Origin of the sequence: Glaciecola sp. 2405UD65-10, assembly GCF_048820975.1 — a bacterium.
Taxonomy (GTDB): Bacteria; Pseudomonadota; Gammaproteobacteria; order Enterobacterales; family Alteromonadaceae; genus Glaciecola.
The window spans coordinates 88,293-111,431 of the sequence record NZ_JBMEUF010000004.1; the positions used below are offsets into that span (position 1 = coordinate 88,293).

Annotated in this window: 18 protein-coding genes; 11 read left to right on the forward strand and 7 right to left on the reverse strand. The window is 40.6% G+C overall.

What is annotated here, in order from left to right; translation table 11 throughout:
- The first annotated feature begins 51 nt into the window (after positions 1-51).
- Together ACOI22_RS17160 and ACOI22_RS17165 are read left to right on the forward strand one after the other, a co-directional pair.
- On the forward strand, positions 52-2,262 hold the full coding sequence (locus ACOI22_RS17160) for a marine proteobacterial sortase target protein (RefSeq protein ID WP_420673370.1): 2,211 nt from the start codon (positions 52-54) through the stop codon (positions 2,260-2,262).
- A complete protein-coding gene (locus tag ACOI22_RS17165; RefSeq protein ID WP_420673371.1) occupies positions 2,259-2,831 on the forward strand; it encodes a class GN sortase in 573 nt (190 codons plus the stop codon). The genes ACOI22_RS17160 and ACOI22_RS17165 overlap by 4 nt, the downstream gene beginning before the upstream one ends.
- On the opposite strand, the gene dsbC is transcribed toward ACOI22_RS17165, so the two are convergent.
- From dsbC to djlA, 3 genes are all read right to left on the reverse strand, one after another.
- On the reverse strand, positions 2,824-3,585 hold the full coding sequence (dsbC, locus tag ACOI22_RS17170) for a bifunctional protein-disulfide isomerase/oxidoreductase DsbC (RefSeq protein ID WP_420673372.1): 762 nt from the start codon (positions 3,583-3,585) through the stop codon (positions 2,824-2,826). The two genes, ACOI22_RS17165 and dsbC, sit on opposite strands and share 8 nt — an antisense overlap.
- 167 nt (positions 3,586-3,752) lie before the next feature.
- A complete protein-coding gene (gene xerD / locus ACOI22_RS17175; protein ID WP_420673401.1) occupies positions 3,753-4,610 on the reverse strand; it encodes a site-specific tyrosine recombinase XerD in 858 nt (285 codons plus the stop codon).
- Positions 4,611-4,710: 100 nt separating this feature from the next.
- Complete coding sequence (djlA, locus tag ACOI22_RS17180; protein ID WP_420673373.1) at positions 4,711-5,556, reverse strand: co-chaperone DjlA; 846 nt, start codon at positions 5,554-5,556, stop codon at positions 4,711-4,713.
- A gap of 267 nt (positions 5,557-5,823) precedes the next feature.
- On the opposite strand from djlA, the gene ACOI22_RS17185 reads away from it, so the two are divergent.
- The 7 genes from ACOI22_RS17185 to ACOI22_RS17215 all read left to right on the forward strand — a co-directional run bounded on the left by ACOI22_RS17185 (position 5,824) and on the right by ACOI22_RS17215 (position 14,622).
- Positions 5,824-8,178 (forward strand): LPS-assembly protein LptD, encoded by a 2,355-nt coding sequence (locus ACOI22_RS17185; RefSeq protein WP_420673374.1) that lies wholly within the window; start codon positions 5,824-5,826, stop codon positions 8,176-8,178.
- A 20-nt stretch (positions 8,179-8,198) separates the two neighbouring features.
- Positions 8,199-9,494: a peptidylprolyl isomerase SurA gene (gene surA / locus ACOI22_RS17190; protein ID WP_420673375.1), complete on the forward strand. Its 1,296-nt coding sequence runs from the start codon at positions 8,199-8,201 to the stop codon at positions 9,492-9,494.
- Complete coding sequence (gene pdxA / locus ACOI22_RS17195; protein WP_420673376.1) at positions 9,487-10,488, forward strand: 4-hydroxythreonine-4-phosphate dehydrogenase PdxA; 1,002 nt, start codon at positions 9,487-9,489, stop codon at positions 10,486-10,488. The genes surA and pdxA overlap by 8 nt, the downstream gene beginning before the upstream one ends.
- Positions 10,485-11,327, forward strand: a complete 843-nt coding sequence (gene rsmA / locus ACOI22_RS17200; RefSeq protein ID WP_420673377.1) for a 16S rRNA (adenine(1518)-N(6)/adenine(1519)-N(6))-dimethyltransferase RsmA — start codon at positions 10,485-10,487, stop codon at positions 11,325-11,327. The genes pdxA and rsmA overlap by 4 nt, the downstream gene beginning before the upstream one ends.
- On the forward strand, positions 11,311-11,685 hold the full coding sequence (gene apaG / locus ACOI22_RS17205; RefSeq protein WP_420673378.1) for a Co2+/Mg2+ efflux protein ApaG: 375 nt from the start codon (positions 11,311-11,313) through the stop codon (positions 11,683-11,685). The genes rsmA and apaG overlap by 17 nt, the downstream gene beginning before the upstream one ends.
- Positions 11,686-11,687: 2 nt before the next feature.
- Positions 11,688-12,509 carry a symmetrical bis(5'-nucleosyl)-tetraphosphatase gene (locus tag ACOI22_RS17210; RefSeq protein WP_420673379.1) on the forward strand — a complete coding sequence of 274 codons (822 nt, stop codon included), beginning with the start codon at positions 11,688-11,690 and terminating at the stop codon, positions 12,507-12,509.
- Positions 12,510-12,597: 88 nt separating this feature from the next.
- Positions 12,598-14,622 carry a HAMP domain-containing methyl-accepting chemotaxis protein gene (locus ACOI22_RS17215; protein ID WP_420673380.1) on the forward strand — a complete coding sequence of 675 codons (2,025 nt, stop codon included), beginning with the start codon at positions 12,598-12,600 and terminating at the stop codon, positions 14,620-14,622.
- 71 nt (positions 14,623-14,693) lie between these two features.
- On the opposite strand, the gene lysC is transcribed toward ACOI22_RS17215, so the two are convergent.
- The 4 genes from lysC to ACOI22_RS17235 form a co-directional block, all read right to left on the reverse strand.
- On the reverse strand, positions 14,694-16,043 hold the full coding sequence (gene lysC / locus ACOI22_RS17220) for a lysine-sensitive aspartokinase 3 (protein WP_420673381.1): 1,350 nt from the start codon (positions 16,041-16,043) through the stop codon (positions 14,694-14,696).
- 57 nt (positions 16,044-16,100) lie between these two features.
- The gene (locus ACOI22_RS17225; protein WP_420673382.1) at positions 16,101-16,601 is read right to left on the reverse strand and encodes a DUF192 domain-containing protein; all 501 of its coding nucleotides are present in this window, start codon (positions 16,599-16,601) and stop codon (positions 16,101-16,103) included.
- A 148-nt stretch (positions 16,602-16,749) separates the two neighbouring features.
- Positions 16,750-19,362 carry a bifunctional aconitate hydratase 2/2-methylisocitrate dehydratase gene (acnB, locus tag ACOI22_RS17230; RefSeq protein ID WP_420673383.1) on the reverse strand — a complete coding sequence of 871 codons (2,613 nt, stop codon included), beginning with the start codon at positions 19,360-19,362 and terminating at the stop codon, positions 16,750-16,752.
- Positions 19,363-19,714: 352 nt separating this feature from the next.
- Positions 19,715-20,710 carry a PQQ-dependent sugar dehydrogenase gene (locus ACOI22_RS17235; RefSeq protein ID WP_420673384.1) on the reverse strand — a complete coding sequence of 332 codons (996 nt, stop codon included), beginning with the start codon at positions 20,708-20,710 and terminating at the stop codon, positions 19,715-19,717.
- 155 nt (positions 20,711-20,865) lie between these two features.
- Here ACOI22_RS17235 and ACOI22_RS17240 point away from each other — a divergent pair, with 155 nt between their 5' ends.
- Both ACOI22_RS17240 and ACOI22_RS17245 read left to right on the forward strand, forming a co-directional pair.
- A complete protein-coding gene (locus ACOI22_RS17240) occupies positions 20,866-21,321 on the forward strand; it encodes a hypothetical protein (RefSeq protein WP_420673385.1) in 456 nt (151 codons plus the stop codon).
- Positions 21,322-21,494: 173 nt separating this feature from the next.
- Positions 21,495-23,066, forward strand: coding sequence for an AMP-binding protein (locus ACOI22_RS17245; protein ID WP_420673386.1), 1,572 nt, complete (start codon positions 21,495-21,497; stop codon positions 23,064-23,066).
- Positions 23,067-23,139: the final 73 nt, after the last annotated feature.

The window sequence follows — 23,139 nt, forward strand, 5'->3', positions numbered from 1 at the left end:
CCTCATAATTATAATTACACACGTATGATTAATGCGTTAAAAGGTACTGCCATGAATAAAAAACAAGGTGCTATTTTGATACTGGCCGCTTTCGGTATTATAAGCATTGTAATGTCACAAACGGCTCTATATAGCCACAAAACGCCTGAGCAGTATAGCGAAAAAAATGATATTCACATTACTTCACAAAGTGGCCAAAGCCTTTCAAATAGCGATGCAAACACATTTACCAGTGTACAAAATATTTACAACGCCACAAATGGAAGCTTCTATTTTTACACCCAAGCATTGGGAACTAATAGCGAACAAACACCGCGTACATTTACTCAAGCAAGCCTGAAAAGCACCACTGCTAAAATTGAGGTCACCGGCCCCATTGCAAGGACGAAGCTGACCCAAGTTTTTGCTAATTCGAGTAACGAAGATGTATCAGGCGTGTACGTATTCCCCCTTCCCCACGATGCCGCGGTTGATGGCTTAGTAATGACTATTGGTGATCGCACAATAAGGGGGGAAATTAAAGAAAAACAACTCGCTAAAAAAGCATTTGATAAGGCAAAAGCTCAAGGGAAACGTGCATCCTTATTATCACAATTGCGCCCCAATATGTTTACCAATCATATTGCGAATATTCCTGCGCATTCAACTATTAGCGTTACTATAGAATATCAACAATTTATTGAGCAAAACAATCAGCAATATTCTTTGCGCGTACCTTTAAGTATTACGCCGCGTTACACTCCCGTAAATTCTGAGCAAGATACGCATAAAGGCTTAGTACAAAGCCTAAAAAACATTAAAGAGCACAAAAATAGCGTAGGCTCTGTACTTAGCCAAACTGATATTCAAGTATCATTAAATACCGGCTTGCCACTTAGTGCGATAAGTAGTGAGCATCACCCTATTACAACGCACAATCCTTACTCAACCGAGTACCAAATTCAACTTGATACGCGCACACCCGTTAATAAGGATTTTGTGCTTAATTGGCAAGTTAAACCAAGCCATAATATCCAAGCTTCTCATTTCACTTACAACGATGATGACTATCAGTACGGCTTAATTAGTATAGTTCCGCCTGAGTTTGAAAAGATAAATGTAGATAGAAATATTGTATTTGTACTGGATGTGTCAGGCTCCATGATGGGCGAGCCTTTAAACCAAGCTAAAATGGCGATTGCAAAAGCAATAAGCGAACTTGATGAGACTGACTACTTTAACCTGCTGACCTTCAGTTCCAATACTTACTCTTTATGGCATAAAAGCGAACAAGCGAGCCAAGCTTTTAAAGATGAAGCATTACAATTGTTATTTGAAGTAGAAGCAGATGGCGGTACCGAAATGAAAGAGGCCTTTGATACTGTATTTTCGCAAGCTACAGTGAATGACGCTTTGAATCAAATAGTGTTTGTAACAGATGGAAGTGTGAGTAATGAAAGCGAACTTATGCAAAGTATTTATACCGGCTTGGGTGACTATCGCCTATTTACCGTAGGCATAGGGAGCGCACCAAATGCTTATTTTATGGCCGAAGCTGCCAGCGTGGGCTTAGGAACTTATACGTTTATTGGCGATACATCACAGGTGGAGCATAAAATGCAGGCCTTGCTTAAAAAGTTAAAACGTCCGGCTCTGACGAATATCAAACTTAATATGAAAGATGGAAATAAAGCCTTTGGCTTCGAAATTTTCCCAAGTGTATTGCCTGATATATATGCAGATGAGCCCTTAATCATAACTTATCGGCGCAAATTGGCGATAAGTTTGCCTCATCTTAATAATACAGTCCCTTTCACAGTGCAAGGCGAGCATATGTCGTTACTGGCCAACGGCCAACATAAAAAACGGATATGGAAAAACAGCTTACCCAATATTGAAAGCGCCAACGAAAGAGGTATTAATAAGTATTGGGCTAGAATGAAAATACATTCTTTGAATCAGCAACTGCACATGCGCCAACCTTTCAGTGAGGGTTACAGCGCTTTTAAAGAAAATATAAAAGCAGGAATAATTAAAACGGCGCTTAAGCATAATTTAGTTAGCGAGCATACTAGCCTAGTGGCGATTGAACAAATTGATGAATCGAGCAAAGAGTACGCTGAAAAGTTAAGCGCTAAAGCTAAAAATGCACAGCAATTAAAAACCATGGCGCTACAAAGACTACCGCAAACAAGCACTTCATCAGGGCTATTGGCATTTATTGGTAGCTTTTTACTTACCATGGGCATATTTATGATGCGCAAAACGCGGGCCGCGCTATGAGAATTTCACGCTTACTACATAAAAACCGTTGGGCCTTAGCAATTATGTTTTTAGGGGCAATATTGCTAATTAAAGCAAGTTACATTCAGGCGAAGGCTGTCATTTCACAGTTGTTGATTGAACGAGCATACAATCAACAAGCAGCAAACAATCAAGCCAAAAAACCTTGGCCTTGGGCTGATACCCACGTAAGCGCTAAGCTTACAATCAAAGGGAAAACGGATTACGTGTTGGCTGGCGCTAGCGGGCGCAATTTAGCTTTTGGACCGGCTCATCTAAGTTCCAGTGCAATACCCGGTAGTGTTGGTAATAGCGTTATAGCAGGCCACCGTGATACCCATTTTGCACATTTAGAACACATAGAGTCAGGTGAACACATTAAGCTGGAAAAAAACGGAATTACGATTGAATATGAGGTAGTAGAAACGGCGATTGTAAATGAATTCGACGCTCATATACTCGCGCCAATGGACATACCGGCACTTACGCTAATTACCTGTTACCCATTTAACGATATACGCCCTAACCCCAAGTTACGCTTTGTGGTTAGGGCTATTAAGATCAGCTGATTGATTTTAGTTCTAGTGCAATGGCTTGGGCTGGCTTGTATCCGCCAATAACAGAGCCATCAGGTAATACGATGTTTGGAGTACCGTTTACTCCTATTTCTTTACCAAATTTATATTGCTCGGCAACCTCATTCTCACAACTGGCGCTGGCAATGGATTGCCCTGCTTTAGCATCGCTTAATGCTTTTTGAGGATTGTCGGCACACCAAATAGAAACAGTATCTCTGTAAACAGGGCTATTTAGACCCTGGCGCGGCCAAGCTAAATAACGAACGGTAATGCCTAGTTCATTCAGTTGGTCCATTTCATTGTGCAATTTGCGGCAATATCCACACGTAGTATCAGTAAAAACGTTGATCACATATTTTTCATTTTCTGCTTTAAACTCTATTGCTGAATCAGCAAAGCGCTTAACACCTTCAAGGCGAATTTGCTTTAATGCTAGTTCGGTTTCATCTTCTATACCGTTTGTAATATTGTATACGCGCGCTTGAAGAAAGAACTCACCATTTTCACTTACATAAAATAATCCGCGGTCAGTGAATATTTGCAATAATCCCGGAACCGGAGACGGTTCTATATGACTAATAGCCAAACTAAGCTTAGCCGATAAGGTTTTAACTAGCGCTTGCTTGTCACTAGGAATCGTTTTACTGCTATCTAGCACTTGCGCATTCACCGCACTTAATATTAAACCTGTGCAAACAAGCAATATTGCGACGGTTGCTTTGAAGAAATTTACCTTTCGTTTCATCTTGTATATTCCAAAAATAATAAATCTATATTGACTAGACCGAGAAAAACCTTAATTTACTTCATTCGTAGCAAATATTAAATACGAATGGTTAATAAAGGTATTATATTTACCATCAACGTTAACACTAACTCATGCGTTAGATTTAAGGGCTAAAGGGTAACACATTAGCCTCTAGGATGATGCTCCTTAACCAAAGATTGCAGCCTTTGTGTAGCAACATGAGTATAAATTTGGGTGGTCGACAAATCAGAATGGCCTAGCAACATTTGCACAACGCGTAAATCAGCGCCGTGGTTAAGTAAATGAGTAGCAAACGCATGACGCAATGTATGAGGCGACAAGGGCACCTTAATTCCGGCGAGTTTTGCATATAATTTGATACGATGCCAAAATGTTTGGCGTGTCATGGTTGAACCACGCTTGCTAGGAAACACCGTATTTGTTGGTTTACTTAACAATTGTGGACGAGCGGCTTTCAAATATAATTCTAAATAATCTAAGGCCGCCTCACCCATTGGAACCAAACGCTCTTTGCCGCCTTTTCCCGTTACCCGAATTACCCCTTGTAGCATACCTATTTGATGCATCTGCAAATTAACCAATTCACTCACCCTAACCCCAGTGGCATAAAGAAGTTCAAGCATGGCTTTATCGCGCATTTGTATGGGGTCGTCTTCATCGGGAGCTTCTAATAAAGCATCAACCTGCTTTTCAGTTAGTGTACTTGGTAAGTACTGTGGCAACTTTGGGTTGCTTATATGGTTAATTGGATTGTCTTGCCTTACTTTGTTTTGCACTAAGTAAATATAAAATGCACGGCAAGAACTTAGAAGCCTAGCCGTAGAGCGCTGGCTCAGTTTCTGATCAAGTCTAATAGCAAGATAGGTTTGAATATGTATTTCAAGCGCCTCAGCTAAGCTTAAGTCTTCAAAATGTTTTTGTAAAAAAACGGCAAGAGCCGTTAAATCTGTTTTGTAGGCTTTAATCGTGTTTTCGCTTAAACCTTTTTCAACCCAAAGCATGCTCAAAAAATCATCTATTAAAAGTTGATTGTTAGACGTAAGTGCAATTTGCGTATTTTTCAAAACAGAATTAATGATCTTGTTCTCTTGTTATTACTTACTAAAACCCGCGTTTTTTCTTAATTATTTCGTATGCTGCTTGAATGTCTTGGGTCTTTGTTTTCGCCATTTCCAAGGCTTGTTCGGGTAAACCTTTGGCACTTAGCTTATCAGGATGATGCTGCGACATTTGCTTCTTATATGCTCTTTTTATGGTTTTGTCATCATCGCTTTGTGAGGCTCCTAAAATTTTATACGCGTCGGCAAGCGAATGCTGATCAGAATATTGCTGATACTGCTGTTGTCGCGATTGCCCTTGCTGCCTGGAATGAGAACCCCCTTGCCTGAAACGCTGCTCTGCCTCGTGGCTTGAAATAAGAAAATGTAAATCATTACGACTAAACCCTAATGATGCCGCTACGGTTTCGAGTATCTTAAGTTCAGAGGGTGTAATTCGGCCATCAGCACATGCCGCACTTATTAATATTTCTAGAAATATTTGCATAACATCTCGGCGATTATGCGAATACAGCTTAAAATCTTTGAGCATAGCGTCTAGCGGAAAATCTTTTGCTTTACCATCTCTGAATGCTTGCTGGGCCTCTTTTCGCATGTCGCCTTGCAAGCGCATGCTGTCCATTAAATTTGATGCAATCGCTATTTCTTCGGGTGTTACTTTCCCATCCGCTTTTGAAATATGTCCAAGTGCGGAAAACAAAGCATGAAAAAAAACCGCTTGGCTTTGAATATTACTACTTGAGGAGAAAAATCGAGCGAAACCTCCTTTTTGAGAAAAATCCTTTGCATAGCCAACATCAAACATGTGGCCAACTATAGCGCCAATAATAGCACCGGGGATGCGAAGTAGCGTAAATCCAATGATTGCGCCAATAATTTTGCCGTACATTGTGCCCCTTAAATAAGTTTTCTAAAAGTATGTAAGATAAGCAAAACACGAATAAGTTCTGTTCTGCATGTGCTTGATAGTATAGCTTGTTGCAAGGCTATAAAAGCGCCGAATTGGAAAAAAATAAGAATTTATACTACTGCTTTGCAACTTTTTAACAGTTTTTCGGCTTTTTAGTTGGTAATTAGTGAGTAAACCTTTAAAATCTTATGGTTAATCTTCTTTTATCCTACCGCTTAAGGTAGACGTTTTGGTGTACTGTATTTAATGCTACGAAAGTTTGTTTGTTTACCCTCAAAATCTGCTTACATAGCGGCTCCGATAACATCCGTATCAAATTTGATGTGTATATTGTTAATCTTTGGCTGTACTACAAGCAAAGCTTTTGCGCAAAATAACACTTCAAACAAACAAACTGAGCCAGCAAACAACAAAACAATTGCAGGCGAAGCTTCAAATATTGACTTTTCAGTGCAGTGCAAGCCGCAAAGCTTTAATTTTGTAAAGCCCCAAGTAGCAAATGGAAACATAGAAGTTCAATCAGATTCGGCATCGGTGGTGAAAGATAAACTTGCGGTATTTAAAGGCAATGTGTCGATTATCAGTGCCAATAATATTATCACCGCTGATAGCGCTGACATATTAAAAGGTGGGCAAGAAATAACCGCCTCTGGTGATGTTCAATATACCGACGAACTTCTGCAAGTAAATAGCGAATCAGTTGAGCTTAACGGCAATTTGAAGCTGCTTCAAATGCAAGAAACTGATTACAAAATTAGTGGTATAGATGGACGCGGCGGTGCAGACCTACTCTCAATTTCGCAAGAAAAGGGTGTGATTTTAGAAGATGTGTCTTTTACTACTTGTCCATTAGGTAATGATGATTGGAAAATTCAGGCCTCAGAAATATCAATTGAGAAAAACATTCCTTTCGGTCAAGCCTACAACACGCGGTTTTATTTAGGTGGCATTCCCGTTTTCTATCTTCCTTATTTCGCGTTTCCTATTACCACCGAGCGACAAACAGGCTTCTTATTTCCGGAGTTCGGAAGCTCTTCTTCAACAGGTTTAGAATACGAACAACCTTTTTATTGGAATATAGCACCCAATATGGATGCGACAATTTCTACGCGTATAATGACAAACCGTGGCGTACAACTTAAATCAGAATACCGATACCTTTTTGCCAACCATACAGGTGAAGTTCAAGTTGAATATTTACCTAATGACAGTGACTCTACCGACTTAGATGACCGCTACTTTTATCGCTTATTCCACCGTGGCAATTTAAATAAAAATTGGTCGGTTTCAGCCGATATAAGTGATTTGAGTGACGCAAATTACATTATTGATTTAGGCTCTGATTATTACAGCCAAGCTGACACTTATTTGTACCGAAAATTCGGCCTTAGCTATGCTTCTGATAATTTAGACTTTTCAATGTTTGTGCGTGACTTCACAACAATTGGATTAACAAACGAAAACTACCGAGCTTTACCAGAAGCCAAATTACAGTATACAACCCAGCTTAATGATCTGATTGATATTGGTATTAAGTCTGAATTAGCTTACTTTGAAATTGACGAATTAACTTCACCAAATGCAGTACGTTTTCACGTAGAACCTTCAATAAGCTTACCCTACCAAAGAGCTTGGGGTGAGTTGCTTGCCCAAGTAAGTGTGCTGCACACCCGATACCAACAAGATTTAAAAAATATAAGCTTGGCAACCACCTCTTTGCAAGAAGATGTGGACAGAACAATCACAAAATCGCGTTTATATGGCGCTTTAATTTTTGAAAAAGACCAGAGCGTATGGGGCAAAGAGTATATGTTAACCTTTGAGCCCAAGGCTCAATACTTATATACGAGCTTTAAAGATCAATCTAATATTGGCTTGTACGACTCTACCCCTTTGTTAACCAACTTTAGTAATTTGTTCCGTGGACAAGAGTTCACTGGCCTTGATAGAATAAACGATAACAACCAAATAACGCTTGGGGCTACCTCAAGATTACTTGATAACAACAATAATGAATTGTTAGTAGCGAGCATTGGACAAATCTTTTATGTTGATGATGCGCAGCTAATAGATAGTCAACGAGCCGGTAATCGCAGTGCAATAGCGGCAGAATTAGACTGGCAAGTGAACCAAAATTGGTTATTACACTCTGATATACAAATAAGCGATCAAACCAATCGTATTGAACGTAGTAGTTTATCAACAGAATATCGCTTAGATGACAACAAACTCATTCAGCTAAACCATCGCTACATTCGTGATCTATCAAATGAAAAGATAGACCAAGTGGGGGTTTCCGCGAGTTGGCCAGTTGCAAAAAATTGGCACGTAGTAGGACGTTATTACCGAGATTTAGAACGCTCAAGAAGTATTGAAAGCTTTTTTGGCGTGGAGTATGAGAGTTGCTGCTGGGCCCTACGCTTAACCCTTAAGCGTAACTTAGCGACTCGATTTAATAATAATGGTGTACGCGATTTAGACGAGTTCGATTCAGGAATTGCGCTACAATTTGTATTCAAAGGTATGGGAAGTAGTCGCAAAAAGGTTGATATGCTAGATGAAGGTTTATTTGGTTACCGTCAACCCTTTGTAATAAATTAGTTCCAATTAATTAGGTAGTTATGAAAAAAACAATATATATGTTGGCTGTTAGTGCAGCCTTGGTAGTTTCAAGTTCATTCGTACAAGCACGTGATTTGCTTGATAAAGTTGCCGTTATTGTTGACCAAGGCGTTGTATTAGAGAGTGAAATTAAAGAATTAGTTGATGGGGTGAAAGCCACCGCAGTTCAGCAAGGGCAATCGTTACCTTCAGAAGCCGCATTACGTCGCCAAGCAATTGAACGTTTAATTTTGGAAAACCTTCAAATGCAAATGGCTGAACGTATGGGTATTCAAGTAAGCGATCCACAATTAGAACAAACTATTGCAAATATTGCGCAAGGCCAAGGCATCAGCGTACAAGCCTTGCGTGAAGAAATAGGCAAACAAGGGTTAACCTTTGAAGTATATCGCGAACAGGTACGCAAAGAGCTAATTTCCGGCGAAGTGCGCCGCGCTAACGTTCGCCGCCGCGTATATATTACGCCACAAGAGATTCAAAGCTTAATGAACCTTATGAATCAACAAGGTGATGAGCAAGCTGAATATCGTCTAAGCCATATATTGGTTGATATTCCAAGCAATGCAACTGAAGAACAAATAAGTGAAGCCCGCGAGCGTTCTGAAAAGATACTAGACTTATTGAACAAAGGTTCTGATTTTGCAAAATTAGCGATTGGCGCATCTTCAGGCGCAAAAGCCTTAGAGGGTGGTGATATGGGTTGGATGAATATTAACTCAATGCCAACTTTATTTGCTGAAGTAGTGCAAGGTAAAAAGAAAGATGAAGTGATGGGCCCTATTCGAAGTGGTGCGGGTTTTCACATACTAAAAGTTGCTGACACCCGTGGTGTTGAAATTGTAGAAGTGGAAGAAGTAAATGCTCGTCATATCTTAATTTCACCCTCAATTATTTTAAGCGATGCCAAAGCGGAACAAATGCTTATGGAATTTAGAGCTGATTTGATAGAAGGTACAGCTGACTTTGAAGAGCTTGCCAAGGAACATTCAGAAGATCCAGGCTCCGCGTTAAAAGGTGGCGTCTTAGGTTGGAATGACCCATCTATTTATGTACCAGAATTTAAAGCTGCTTTGGCTCAGCTTGAAAAAGATGAATACAGTATGCCTATTCGCACTGTTCACGGTTGGCACTTAATTCAACTGCTAGATCGCCGCATAGATGACGCCACAGAAAAGCGTAAGGAAGACCGTGCTTATCAGCTTATTTTCAACAGAAAATTCCAAGAAGAGACCGACACTTGGCTTCGTGAAATGCGTAATCAGGCTTACATAGAGGTATTAGACAGCAATGCCTAATACGAGCGAAAATCCAATCATTAAATTAGCAATTACGCCGGGCGAACCCGCCGGAATTGGCCCTGACTTAATTGTATTGTTAAGTGAATATGAATGGGACGCGCAAATTGTTGTATACGCTGATGCCGATGTTCTTAGTGAGCGTGCAAGCATGCTCAATAAGGACATTGAGATTATTCCCTATAGTGATGGTTTGCAATATATTCAAAAGCCGGGACAAATTATTGTTAACCATGTTCCTGTGGCATCACCCGTGGTGGCTGGAGAATTAAATAGTGACAACGGTCATTACGTTGTAGATACGCTTCGCCTAGCATGTGAGAGTAATATGCTAGGTCAATTTGATGCGGTTGTTACCGGCCCAGTACACAAAGGCATTATCAACAAAGCCGGTGTTTCTTTTAGCGGCCATACAGAGTATTTCGCACAGCAGTCGAACACTGCTGATGTGGTTATGATGCTAGCCACCGACGGCCTGCGAGTATGCTTAGCAACTACGCATATTCCCTTAGCTTATGTGAGTAAAGCCATAACACCAGAACGTATCGAAAAAGTGATACGTATTATGCATTCTGATCTACAAGAAAAATTTGGCATTCCAAACCCAACAATTTACGTGTGCGGCTTGAACCCTCATGCTGGCGAAGATGGGCATTTAGGAAACGAAGAAATATTGGTGATCACCCCTACTCTTGATAGCTTGCGTGAGCAGGGGCTAAATTTAGTGGGTCCCCTTCCCGCCGATACTATTTTCCAGCCCAAGTATTTAGAGCAAGCAGACGCAGTACTTGCTATGTATCATGACCAAGGTTTACCTGTACTTAAATTTAAAGGCTTTGGGAATTCCGTTAATATAACCTTGGGCTTACCATTCATAAGAACGTCTGTTGATCATGGAACGGCGACTGATTTAGCCGGTACAGGTAAAGCCGATATGGGTAGTATGAAACGTGCTATTAATCAAGCCATTAAACTTGCGAAGTTAAAACAGTGAGCAATAAACATTTAGGTCATACCGCGCGAAAACGTTTCGGGCAAAACTTCTTACATGATGATTACATCATAGATAAAATTGTAAGTGCAATTGGGCCTAAAAATGGGCAAAACCTTGTTGAAATAGGGCCCGGTTTAGGCGCACTTACTGAACCGGTGGCAGAATTAGTTGATCACCTAACGGTAGTTGAACTTGACCGCGACCTAGCTAAGCGATTGCGTGAGCATCCTTTCATTCGCAACAAACTTACCGTAGTTGAACAAGATGCATTAAAATTTAATTTTTCTGAGTTGGTGAATGATGACGCGTCATCAAATCCTCACTCTGGCGAAAAACTTCGCGTGTTTGGTAATCTCCCATATAATATATCGACGCCATTGATGTTCCATTTATTCGAACACTGTAAACATATTGCCGATATGCATTTTATGCTACAAAATGAAGTGGTAAAGCGCCTATGTGCAGCAAGTGGAGATAAGCTTTATGGGCGCTTGTCGGTAATGGCCCAATATTATTGTAGCGCAGTGCCTGTTGTAATGGTTCCACCAAGTGCATTTAAGCCTGCCCCGAAAGTTGATTCAGCAGTAGTTAGATTAATTCCTCATCAAAAGCCAATTGTAGATGTACACAGCGTTGATACACTGCAAAGCGTAGTGACTACGGCGTTTAACCAACGCCGTAAAACCATTCGTAATAGTTTACGTAATCTACTAGATGAGTCACAAATAGTAGCCTTAGATATTAGCCCTGAAATTCGCGCAGAAAAGCTAACTATTGCTCAGTTTGCAAAGCTTGCCAATGTCGTTTACGAGAACCCCAAAGATGTCACAAGCGATTGAAATTAGTGTTACAAGTAAATACCTTGGCATTAGGCAGCAAAGCCAAGACGAAAATGTTTTCGTGTTTAGTTATACGGTTAATATTCACAATGTAAGTGAGCAAGCTCTACAGCTCATGAGCCGTTATTGGTTGATTACAAATGGTGATGGCGAAAAAGTAGAAGTCAAAGGCGATGGAGTAGTTGGCGAACAACCAATGATTGCACCTAATGAAACCTTTTCATATACTAGTGCCTCAATGTTAAAGACGAGCGTGGGCACGATGGAAGGTTTCTATTATTTTTCAGACAATACTCATACTGAAATCAAAATACCTATTCCTGTATTTAGTCTTGTGGTTCCAAACAGTTTGCACTAAACATGAAAAATTATGTGGTTGGTGATATTCAAGGCTGCTACAAAGGATTAAAGAGCTTATTGAAGTCGGCTAAATTTAGACCTGACAAAGATAAATTGTGGGCGGTTGGTGATCTCATAGCTAGAGGGCCTGACAGCTTAAGTACCATGGAATTTGTTAAAGACATGGGAGCTCATTTTGATACTGTATTAGGAAACCATGACTTACACTTACTCGCAGCTGCCCATGGTGTAAGTAAAGTAAAGCCACAAGATAAACTTTCTGCTTTGATGAAATCTAAGAAATTCGATACCTATGTTGATTTTCTGCTAGAAAAACCCCTTGCTATCCAACCCGATAAACATGTTTTTATTGCACACGCTGGCTTATATCCGGGCTGGTCTATGAAGCGTGCTATTAAGATGTCGAAAAAAGTACAAAAGCAATTACAGGGTAAAAACCCTACTGCTTTTTTTGAACGAATGTATGGCAATTACCCTAATATTTGGTCTAAAGATTTATCTAGCGAAGGAAAAGAAAAGTTTTCAGTCAATGCACTCACACGAATGCGATATATTGACAGCTCATTAGCGCTTGAGTTTGCAACTAAAACACATCCGCGTAATGCACCTGCCCACCTATCACCTTGGTTTAATATACATAATCCTAAAACAAGCATACACGATACCATTCTATTTGGTCATTGGGCCTCTTTGCTTGGTCAAGTCCCCAAGAAAATAGCGTCACCTGCCAAAGTCATTGCACTAGATACCGGTTATGTATGGGGTAATAAAATGACTTTATACTGTATTGAAACCCAAGAAACTATCTCGGTTTCTGCTTAAAGTTATTGTGAAACAGGACGATAACCTATTATAGATTGGCGTAACGCTTTCGAGCCCTGCTTGCCTTAAAATTTATTCTGGAGTTATCATGAAAATAACCGTTGCAATGCGTGTTATTGGCGGCTTTACCGTCATTAGCTTGCTGCTTTTTTTGTTAGGCGTTTCGTCAATTTACAATGTAAATAAAGTGGGAGGGGCTTCTGAAGAGTTAAGTGAGCTAGCTTTACCTACCGTAGCTGGGGCCGCCGACCTAAAATCATCATTCTTAAACATGGGGCGACTCACCTTCGAAGGCTTTGTAAGCAACAACAAAGACGCGGTAATTGAGAAAGAAAGCGCTTATAAACAAGCCCAATCCAATTTTGATAAAACAATAAGTGAGCTAAGCCAAGTTGTTGCCCAACAACCTTTATTGAATGAATCACTGGGCAAAGTTCAGGAAATTTATACCTCGTACAGTGCAAATACCGTCAAATTATTTGAAACTCATATTCGAAATATTGATTTAGATGCGACTTTGGAAGACAAACTCGCATCACTAGAAGAGGAAATAGATGATGCTTCTTCATTGCTGCTTGATTTTAATGACTTAGATGAGATTAATGATTCTCCTGAGTTGCAACAAGTAGCTAAGCTTACTGGTCCACTAGAGTCAAACTTGCTTACACTCTTAAGTATAAGTACCGACTATATTAAAACTGAAACGCTTTCACGCGCCGAACTACGCCGCCAAGAAGTTATTGTTGTATTTCAACAGTCTAAAGATAGGTTTAGTGAAATCCTTAGCCTTGCCAATGGCCAAGATAGCTCTGGTACACTTGATGATGTAGATAACTTATTTAATGAAATAAGCGAAGTATTAGAGGGCAGCGATAGTATTTTAAGCCTTAAAGTAAAGCAGCTAGAGGCAATACATGCCGCCGAACAACTACTCGCTGAATCTGATAAAAAAATTGCAGCTGCCTCAGAGCAATTATTTGCTCTAAATGGTTTGGCCGATTTAAGAGCCAAAGAAATTGCCAGCAGCGTTAATTCTCAAATATCTAGCTCTACTGTTTTTGTTATAATAGTGATTATTGTTTCCTTAACTATTGCGACCTTTATTGCTTATAGAAGCGTTAGAGCAATCACTCGCCCCTTGTATCGCGTTAATGAATTGCTAACTATAGCTTCATCGGGTGATTTAACCCACCGCTTAGATGACTCCTCACACGACGAATTTGGCGAGCTCTCAAGAAATTGCAATCGCTTAATCGACAACTTAAAAGACTTAATTAATTCTATCAACCAAAGAGCGAGTCAATTAGCCGCGGCCAGTGGACAAACATCTGATATAACCGCGCAAACAACCGTTTCGATAGAAGATCAAAAACACCAAATTTCGCAAATAGCGGCGGCTACTACCGAGATGCACACTACATCTGAATTGGTCACATCAAACGCAGATGACACGCTTAAACAAATTAAGCATGCAGACGTTGAAGCAGAAAAAGTAAAAACTATTTCTGCTAAGAACAAAGCAACAATTGAAGTCCTAGCAAGTGACGTGCAAGAAGCTGCTGAGGTTATCAACAAGCTACATCAAGACAGTGCAAGCATTGGTGGCATACTCGATGTAATTAGAGGGGTAGCTGACCAAACTAACTTACTAGCCTTAAACGCCGCTATAGAAGCTGCACGAGCCGGAGAACAGGGCCGTGGCTTTGCTGTAGTTGCCGATGAAGTAAGAACGCTGGCTAGCCGCACGCAGCGCTCAACTCAAGAAATTAACTCTATGATTGAGGTACTTCAAGCTGGTGCTGAGAAAGCAGTAGCTGTGATGAACCAAGGTAAAGAACAAACTGTCTTGTGCGTAGAACAAACCGAATTAGCAGGTGAAGCCTTAAATTTAATTACTGATGCAGTTCACAACGCATACGAAGTAAGCACGAGTATTGAGCAAGCCGCTCGAGAACAGTACACGGTTTCATCTCAAATAAGTGAACGATTAGAAAATATTGTAGGCATAGCGGAAGAAACAACAGTTGGTGCTAAGCAAACGTCTGAATCAAGCGCCGAAGTGGCAAGACTTGCTGCCGAATTGCAAGATTCAATAGGCCGTTTTAAAGTATAAACGTTGACCATTTGACATAAAGAAGCGGTATGTTTTATTTTAAACATACCGCTTTTTGGCATTAGGGAGACTTACTCAAATAAAGCCTTGTGCAACACCCTTACAATATCTTCACTTTGGTGATTACTTACCACAAAGGATAAGTTATGAACGTTTGCACCGAAGCAAATCATTCGTAAATTAAAATCGCCAATCGCCGCGAATATTCGAGAGGAAACACCCGCTGCACTGTGCATGTTATTGCCAACAACGGTCACTACGTCAAAATCGCGCTCTACGTTTACATCGCATATATTGCTCAGCTCCACTAATATTTCTTTGTTCATTTTTTCAGACATAGAGTTTGGTGGATTATCAAGCGTGAACGACACCGCTATTTCAGAGGTGGTCACTAAATCTACGCTTAATTCATGTTTAGCAATTATTTTAAACACACGCTCTAGGAAGCCTTGCGCATACATCATTTTAGGCGTTTTAACAGTGACCAACACTTGGTCTTTGCGTCGGGTAATAGCCCTAAATGCAGGCTCACTCTCACAGTCACGTTTAATCCAAGTTCCGCCCTTCTCAGGCTCTTTGCTTGAGCCTACAAATACTAAAATATTTTGACGTAACGCCGGTTCCATAGTAGCTGGATGCAAAACCTTCGCGCCAAAGGTGGCCATTTCTGCCGCCTCTTCAAAGCTTAACTCAGGTAAAGGACGTGCTTTGTCAGTTATACGTGGGTCAGTGGTGTAAACACCAATAACATCCGTCCAAATTTCACATGTTTTTGCTTCTAATGCTTCAGCTAACAATGCCGCAGTGAAATCAGATCCGCCTCGCCCCAAGGTAGTGGTTCTGCCCTGTTCATCAGCGCCCACAAAGCCTTGCGTGACTACAATTTGTTCGTTAATTTCTGGCTGCAATAATTGTTGAGCTAATACTCGAATATTGGAGATATCAGGGCTAGCTTGAGTAAATTTGCTATCGGTACGAAGCACTTTTCTTACGTCGAAGTTAATCGCCTTAGCGCCTTTTTCTCGCAAAATCGCCGCACATAATAAAGAAGACATTCGCTCGCCCATCGACATAAGCGAGTCTTTCAGATCATCTCTGTAATTTATTTCCTCGTGGCGAGCGTAAGATTCAAGCTCACTAAGTAATGCAAAGAGCTTGTCTTCTACTTCACTTGGATTCTTAAGCTCATTTAAAATAGCGAACTCAATTTTACGTATGTTTTCAATAACATCGCTAATTTGCTCTGAGGTTAAAGCCGTATTAGCCAGTAGCACTAAATGATTTGTGATGCCGGCGGCTGCACTTACCACCATAACCTTGGTATTTGGGTTATTGATAACAATATCAGCACAATTTTTAATTACCTGGTAATTGGCAACGCTCGTACCGCCAAATTTAGCGACGTTTAACTCGTTTTGCATGTAAAATCCTTAAATTAGCTTTTGCACAAAAAGCTATTGAAATTATATTCGCGCTTGTTAGGGTAAGCGCTCTATTTTATCGCCTACCTTTATGCCCTGCTGAGCAAACCAAGCTTGATTCATCTCAAGTGCATATAACACAGGGCTTGATGACTTAACGGGCGTTAAATCATGGGGTGTTAAGGCCTTAATATCAACTATTTCGCCCGCCTCGGTGATATAAGCAAGGTCAAGTGGTATGTAAGTATTTTTCATCCAAATACTGCCGATCCTTACACTATCAAATTTAAATAACATACCGCAGTCATCGCACATTTTACGGCGATACATTAGCCCTAGCTGACGCTCTAAAGCATCGTCTGCATACGCGACTTTAAAAAGCTTACCACCCATTTTTATTTCAATTTTACCCTCGTCCTTTGCCGCTTCGAGGCTTTGGCTAGCGTTTAGTTTTTCCGTGCTGGGCGCAGGTGCGCTTTGGCTAACACTTGAATGTACATAACTAAACATTAACGCCAGTGCTAAAAAGCACTTAAGTAAGTTTTGGATTGGCAACATAGCTATTCTCTTATTATTCTGTTTGATACTTATTCAATAGTGTAATTTTTTGCGAGAGCAAAAGATACGCTGTTTAAGAAAAAGCAGAATTTTTAACAAAAAAAAGCCGGGAACTTTCGTTACCCGGCTTTTGCATCAGTTTAAAAGCTTAGGCAACATTCAATGTTGGAATAATCTTAGCTTTCGCTTCGTCTTCTGCTTTCTTGAACGATTCAATCTTATCAAAGTTTAAGTAACGGAATACTTCAGAACTCATAGAGTCAATCTTATCTGCGTAATCCATATACTCTTCTTTGCTTGGTATCTTACCTAAAATAGCTCCTACTGAGGCCATTTCTGCAGAACATAAGTATACATCAGCACCATCACCTAAACGGTTAGGGAAGTTACGAGTTGACGTTGATAAAACGGTAGTACCCGCTAATACACGTGCTTGGTTACCCATACAAAGTGAACAACCTGGCATTTCAGTACGAACGCCCGCTCGGCCATAAATATTGTAATAGCCTTCTTCCATCAATACCGCTTTATCCATTTTCGTTGGTGGAGAAATCCACAAACGCGTTGGTAACGTGCCGCCATACTGCTCAAGTAATTTACCTGCTGCTCTGAAGTGACCAATGTTAGTCATACAAGAACCAATAAATACTTCGTCTATGCTGTCACCCGCCACGTCTGATAAAGTTTTCGCGTCATCAGGATCGTTTGGACAACATAAGATTGGCTCTTCAATATCAGCCAAATCAATTTCAATGACTTCTGCGTATTCTGCATCTTTGTCAGCTTGCATTAGGCTAGGGTTTTGTAACCACTCTTCCATCTTCTGAGCTCTGCGCTCTAGCGTACGTGGATCACCGTAACCTTCGTTGATCATCCAGCGAAGCATAGTAATGTTAGACGTTAAGTACTCAGCAATTGAGTCTTCAGATAGCTTAATGGTACAACCTGCAGCAGAACGCTCTGCTGATGCGTCAGATAGCTCAAACGCTTGCTCTACCGTTAAGTCTTCAAGGCCTTCAATTTCAAGGATACGGCCAGAGAAAGCATTAATCTTACCTTTCTTCGCAACGGTTAATAAACCTTGCTTAATACCATATAAAGGAATCGCGTGTACTAGGTCACGAAGGGTAATACCCGGCTTCATTTTACCTTTAAAGCGCACTAACACTGATTCTGGCATATCAAGCGGCATAACACCGGTTGCAGCAGCAAATGCTACCAAACCTGAACCCGCTGGGAATGAAATTCCCATAGGGAAGCGAGTATGTGAATCGCCACCTGTTCCAACCGTATCAGGAAGTAGCATGCGGTTTAACCACGAGTGGATAATGCCGTCACCTGGGCGAAGCGATACACCGCCACGGTTCATAATAAAGTCTGGCAGTGTGTGCTGTGTGTCTATATCTACAGGCTTAGGATACGCTGCAGTATGGCAGAATGACTGCATTGTTAAATCTGCAGAAAAACCTAAACATGCTAAATCTTTTAGCTCATCACGCGTCATAGGGCCAGTAGTATCTTGTGAACCAACTGTAGTCATTTTAGGCTCACAGTATGTGCCAGGGCGAATACCTTCAACGCCACATGCTTTACCTACCATTTTTTGTGCTAGTGTAAAACCAGCATTTGAGCTAGCAGGTACTTCTGGAACGCGGAAAATAGTACTCGTTTCTAGGCCCAGTGATTCACGCGCTTTCTGCGTTAAACCACGGCCAATAATTAGATTGATACGACCACCGGCACGCACTTCATCAAGCAATACTTTTGACTTATAGCTGTACTCAGCCAGTACTTCGCCTGTTTCAGCGTTTTTGATAACACCGTCAAGTGGGTATACGTCAATCACGTCACCCATATTCATTTTTTCAACATCAGCTTCAAAAACTAATGCGCCAGCGTCTTCCATAGTGTTAAAGAAGATTGGGGCTACTTTAGAACCTATACAAATACCACCGCCGCGTTTGTTTGGAACGCCTGGTAAATCTTCGCCAAAGAACCAAAGTACTGAGTTAGTTGCAGATTTACGTGAAGATCCCGTACCCACAACATCACCTACGAATGCAACAGGATGGCCTTTCGCTTTAATTTCTTCGATTTGTGCTAAAGGACCAACTTCACCATGCTTTTCAGGCTCAAGACCGTCACGGGTCATTTTATACATTGCGCGAGCGTGCAAAGGAATATCAGGGCGTGACCATGCATCAGGTGCTGGAGACAAATCATCGGTGTTGGTTTCGCCAGTAACTTTAAATACTGAACAAGTGATTTTTTCGGCTAAATCGTCACGCGAAGTAAACCATTCTGCTTCAGCCCACGACTCCATAACTTCAGTCGCGTATGCGTTGCCAGCTTTGTGCTTTTCTTCAACGTCATGGAAGGCATCAAACATTAATAATGTGTGCTTAAGTTCTTCGGCAGCTAATTCAGCTAGGTCTTTGTTGTCAAGTAATTCAACTAGGGTAGTAATGTTGTAACCACCGTGCATGTTACCTAGCAATTGCACCGCGGCTTCTGCGCTAATTAAACTACAGCTTTCTTCGCCTTTAGCAATCGCGCTCAAAAAACCAGCTTTAACATAAGCGGCTTCATCTACACCAGGGGGAACACGTTCAGATAACAACTCAACTAAAAATTCTTCTTCGCCAGCAGGTGGGTTTTTCAGCAATTCAATTAAACCAGCAACTTGTTCAGGGTTTAATGGTTTAGCGGGAATGCCTTCTGCAGCACGTTCTTCTACATGTTTACGATAGTCTTCTAACACGTTTATAATCCTCTATGTGTGGGCTTGCAAAGCTGTTGTTTATTGCTTTTTCTTGCATGATTATACAAGCAAAACTGCAAGCATTGAGAAATCTTGGGCGCAAAGTATAACATTTGCGGCCGAAAAATGAATGCTTACAAGCAATTAAGCAGTTATAGCCATTATTCATCAATTTAATTGAAAATTAAATGTTAATACAGGAGCGCTATACTAATGTCTTAATTAACCCTAAAAATTGTAGGCCTTTCACTACCTTGCCAAGTTTAGCGCATGTTTGAACCAAATAGTTAAAAAAATTTGTCAATTTCTTGGACGCCTTCAGCATTTCTATTTACCGCCTTAGAATATGCGCTCAATTGCTTTGCATAACTTCAAAGATGCTGGCATTGCTGCCGTCTCCCAGAATAAATATGCGGCCGTTGGATGACTGCGTTATATCACGTAAACGGTAACCACTTTTTGCAAAGTAAATTGATTCTTGTTGCGGTTTTTTAATGGCTTGTTCGTTGGTGAGTTTAACGCTGTGCATTTGTTGAAATTTTAAAGACGTAACAAGTAAAGTATTGCTTAATTCAGCAAAGCGATCATTCGCATAATAAATCATGCCCGAGGGCGCAATGGAAGGCGTCCAATCAAAATCTGCCTGACGCATATTAGGATATTCGGTGAAAGGAGAAATAAGCCCCCCAATGTAGTCTTTTCCAAAGGTAATAATAGGCCAGCCGTAATTTACACTTTTTTCAAGTAGGTTTATTTCATCGCCGCCATCAGGACCATGTTCATGCGAAAACACGCTACCATCATCTAACACCGCAAATGCTTGTGCATTTCTATGGCCTTTACTGTATGTTGATACCACTTTATCGGGGAAAATTTGCAGTATTTTACCCAGTTGTGAGTTGTCTTTTTGTGCTTGTTCACGATAATCAAATCCATCGCCAATACTCACTAGTAAACTCGCATCCTGCAAAAAGGCAATTCGAGCGCCATAGTGTACGGGTGTATCACGTAAGTCTTCTTGTTCAAATATTGTTTCAATAAGTGTTTGTTGAGGGTTGTCGTTAACTTGCACTCGAATCACTTTTAAACCGTTTTTGGCATCACTGCCAAACGAGTACGATAAATAAATCCACTTCGTTTTTGCGTAGTCAGGGGGAAATGCAATTGCCATAAGCCCGCCTTGTCCTTTGTAATACAAATCAGGCAAATCCAAGGCATATTGCCCCAGCAATTCACCCTGTAAAGTATAACGACGTAACGCTCCCTTTCGATTACTCACCCAAAGCTGTTGTTCTGGCGAAACCGCTATAGCCCAAGACGCCGGTAATTCATTGATTACAGGTCGCATTATGAGCTTTGCATGTACAGGCGCAAAAATGAGTGCCAAACAACATATAAAGCTTATTCTTACAAAGCGGTGTTTCATCAAACGCTTGCTCCAAGGATAAAAGTCAGTCTACTATAGACGCTAATTAGCACTACAATAACACAAGCATAAATGAAATGAATAAAATCCCTAAGTTACTGTTACATTTCGCTATTTCAGCTTTAATCTGTGCAGTCATAGCCTGCTTGTTTCATACTCAAATGGTACTTTTAGAATTACAAAAGCTAGATGTGGCTATTTCTTTAACCGATCGTTTATCTATGTCATTGCAAGATTTAGCGGGGCTATTACCTACCTATGGTGCCATAGTATGTCTAGGTTTATCGATTGCGTTTACCTGCGCATGGCTACTGCGCAAGTTCACGCGCTTTCGTAGCTTTTATTTATATAGCTTTGCAGGAGCAAGTGCCATGCTCGTGATATTACTCGCAATGCAGCCAATTATGAACATCACCTTTTTAGCTGGCGCCCGTTCGTTTTTTGGAATAAGTTTACAAGTATTAGCCGGGCTTATAGGCGGCTTATGCTTTACGCATTTTCGAAAAACACAGCATCAGTGGCGCCGCAAATAAAGTACTTTAATTAGCCGAGTGCGGCAATTTTATAAATTATTCATCATTTTGATAGCACAAGCATCATAAGTTTGATGATCTTAAAATGTAAAATAGGTGTTAAAAGATATTTTTCTATGCTTATATTTAACTCATTGACTTAAGCAAATAAGATATGAAGGATACCTTTTGAAATGCAAAGATCACAACTGATCCCTACTCACATCCACAGCCTAGCTGACTATATTGAAGAAACGTTCAAAAAATACGCTAATCGCCCTGCATATAATGCATTGGGGCAAACTAAAACCTTCGCCGAAATTGACGAGCTATCGGCTAAGTTCGCAAATTATTTACTAGAAAACACCGATTTAGCGCCCGGTGATAGGATTGCAATTCAGCTTCCTAATTTAATACAACATCCTATTGCTGTTTATGGTGCTTTGCGCGCAGGCTTAATAGTGGTGAACACCAATCCGCTATATACATCGTCTGAAATGCAGCATCAGTTTAAAGATTCCGGCGCGAAGGCCTTGGTTATATTGGCTGACTTTTTACCTAAATATGAAAGCATCAAAGATTCTGTAGATGTGGCGAGTGTTATAGTGACTTCCCCTACCCAATTACTGACCAATGAGGTAATTACGGGTACCGATTACCCTTGCTATGCACATATATTTGATTCGGTTTCATCGTGTAATGTTCCTCAGCGTCCGGCAACTAAAATTGATGAAGCATGCATTTTGCAATATACAGGGGGAACAACTGGTGTATCGAAAGGGGCCGAGTTAAGCCATTTAAATGTACTGGCCAACAGCTTACAAATGTTGGACCGATTAGGCCCCAAAATAGAAGAAGGAAATGAAATAGTAGTATGCCCCTTGCCGCTTTATCATATATATGCATTTACTGTATGTATGATGACCTTCTTTGCAAAAGGCGCTTTAGTTGTTTTAATACCAAATCCTCGTGATATGGATAGTTTTGTTGATACTTTGGAACAACATAAATTTACCTCCTTTGCAGGTATCAACACCTTGTTTATGGGTTTATGCCAACATCCTAAATTCAAACAATTGGATTTCAGCCAATTAAAATTAACCATGTCAGGTGGAACAGCGTTAACCTCGTCGGCAGCTGAGTTATGGGAAAATACTACGGGATGTTCTGTAACCGAAGGTTATGGTTTATCTGAAACAGCGCCTGTTCTTTCGTTTAATATTCCCAAAGAAGAAATTTTTGGCACCGTTGGTTATCCACTAACCGAAACCGATATTCAACTTCTTGATAATAACGATGAACCTGTTGAAGATGGTAAAGAAGGGCAAATTGCGGCTAGCGGCCCGCAAGTAATGAACGGCTATTGGAATCGGCCTGATGAAACAGCCAAGGTTATGACTAAAAATGGTTACTTTAAAACCGGCGATGTAGGTATTAGAACGGCAGAAGGCTGTATCAAAATAGTAGACCGGTTAAAAGACTTGATTATAGTTTCTGGCTTTAATGTGTATCCTAATGAAATAGAGGATGTACTGGCTAAACACCCAAATATTCTTGAAGCCGCTGTTATAGGCAAGCCTGACGACAAAAGCCAGGAAAGAGTTTGTGCTTATGTAACGGTGAGTTCGCCAGTTACAGAAGGCGATTTAATAGCTCACTGTAAAGAGTTTTTGACCGGCTATAAGATTCCTAAGGAATTTCATGTAATAGACGAACTGCCTAAATCAACGGTGGGTAAAATACTGCGACGGGAGCTGCGCAACTAATTTTATTGAGTATGTAAATGCCCCTTAAAAAAACTGCGCAAATTAAATGCGCAGTTTTTGTTTATACTCAACA